This window comes from Leucobacter sp. Ag1 (assembly GCF_000980875.1).
GTDB classification, from domain to species: domain Bacteria; phylum Actinomycetota; class Actinomycetes; order Actinomycetales; family Microbacteriaceae; genus Leucobacter; species Leucobacter iarius.
Genome location: NZ_LAYO01000018.1, coordinates 1 through 1,196 on the forward strand (window position 1 = coordinate 1; position 1,196 = coordinate 1,196).

Here is a 1,196-nt window from a genome sequence, read left to right on the forward strand (position 1 = left end):
GTCAATAACAAAGACACCAGGGGCACCACCCATGCTGATGAAGCGGCCTTCTATTATGACCGGGCGACACATACCCTCACCATCAACGGCGGCATTCAACATATCGTGATCGTCGTCAAAGCCAATGTGCATATCACCGCCCAGCAGGCCACCATCGATGCTCTCCAGACGATAGTCACGGGCGACGCTGAAATTCAGGGCAACCTGACGGTGAAAAAGAAACTGACCTATGAAGGGGGGATGGAAGGCTCTGGCGGCGACGGTGCAGCAGCGACCATCACCGGCAACCTGAACATTCTCGGTGATGCCCACGCCAGCGGCAGCATGTTGTCAGACGGCGAAAACTCCAACCACCACAGTCACTGAATCAAATCTTTTTAAACGGCGTTAATATCGGTCATTCCCTCCGGGGGCAATACTGCCCCCATGAAAACGAACTCCGTATTTTGGCAACCTGCGCTTCAGCGTCCTGGCGAAACCGTCCAGGGGCTGGAGGATATCGCCCAGGCCATTCTCATCATCCTGAGAACGCCCAGGGGGAGCGATCCGCATCGGCCAGAATTTGGCAGTAACCTGCATCTTTATATCGATCACCCCGTTGACCGGGCCATTCCCCATGTGGTGCGGGAATCTGTCGAGGCCATAAAACAATGGGAACCTCGCTGTCAGTTGGTCTCGATCAAGCCGGTGATTGATGCCGAGCATCTCACGCTACGGGTGCAGTGGAAAAGTGCAGAAGGCGTAACACAATCCACGGAGTTGTTATGGCGTTGAGTAAACCTGACTTTATCGAACGTGATGCAGACAAAATCACGGCTGAAATGGTGGCGCAGTACGAGGCAGACAGCGGTAAAACGCTCTATCCGGCACAAGCCGAACGGTTGTTGATCAACCTGTTCGCCTACCTTGAAAACCTGGTACGCGTCGCCATTCAGGAAGCCGCCGAGCAGAACCTGGTGGCCTTTGCCCGTGAGCCGATGCTTGATTACCTGGGCGAACTGGTCGGGGTTTATCGTCTGTCGGCGCAACCAGCACACACCGTGCTGCAGTTCAGCATCGATACTGCCCTGCCAACCTCTGTGTTGATCCCCGCAGGAACGCGCGTCAGCGCCACCGACAGCGTGATTTTTGCCACAGACAATGACGTTGTTCTGGTGGCGGGCCAGACCCTGGCATCAACCAGCGCCACCTGCACC

3 protein-coding genes are annotated in these 1,196 nt (G+C 55.9%); all 3 read left to right on the forward strand.

Annotation, left to right across the window (positions count from 1 at the left end; translation table 11 throughout):
* A partial coding sequence (locus XM48_RS18080) for a baseplate protein (RefSeq protein ID WP_046453727.1) occupies positions 1–366 on the forward strand: 366 nt, incomplete at its 5' end.
* A gap of 60 nt (positions 367–426) precedes the next feature.
* Positions 427–774 (forward strand): GPW/gp25 family protein, encoded by a 348-nt coding sequence (locus XM48_RS17295; protein WP_037404360.1) that lies wholly within the window; start codon positions 427–429, stop codon positions 772–774.
* Positions 765–1,196 (forward strand): baseplate J/gp47 family protein (locus tag XM48_RS00050; protein WP_046453728.1); only part of this gene is annotated, 432 nt, incomplete at its 3' end. The genes XM48_RS17295 and XM48_RS00050, both read left to right, overlap by 10 nt.

What these genes read in the sequence shown, in the direction of transcription:
- XM48_RS17295 (WP_037404360.1), top strand. Translation starts at nt 427, where the DNA reads ATGAAAACGAACTCCGTATTTTGGCAACCTGCGCTTCAGCGTCCTGGC.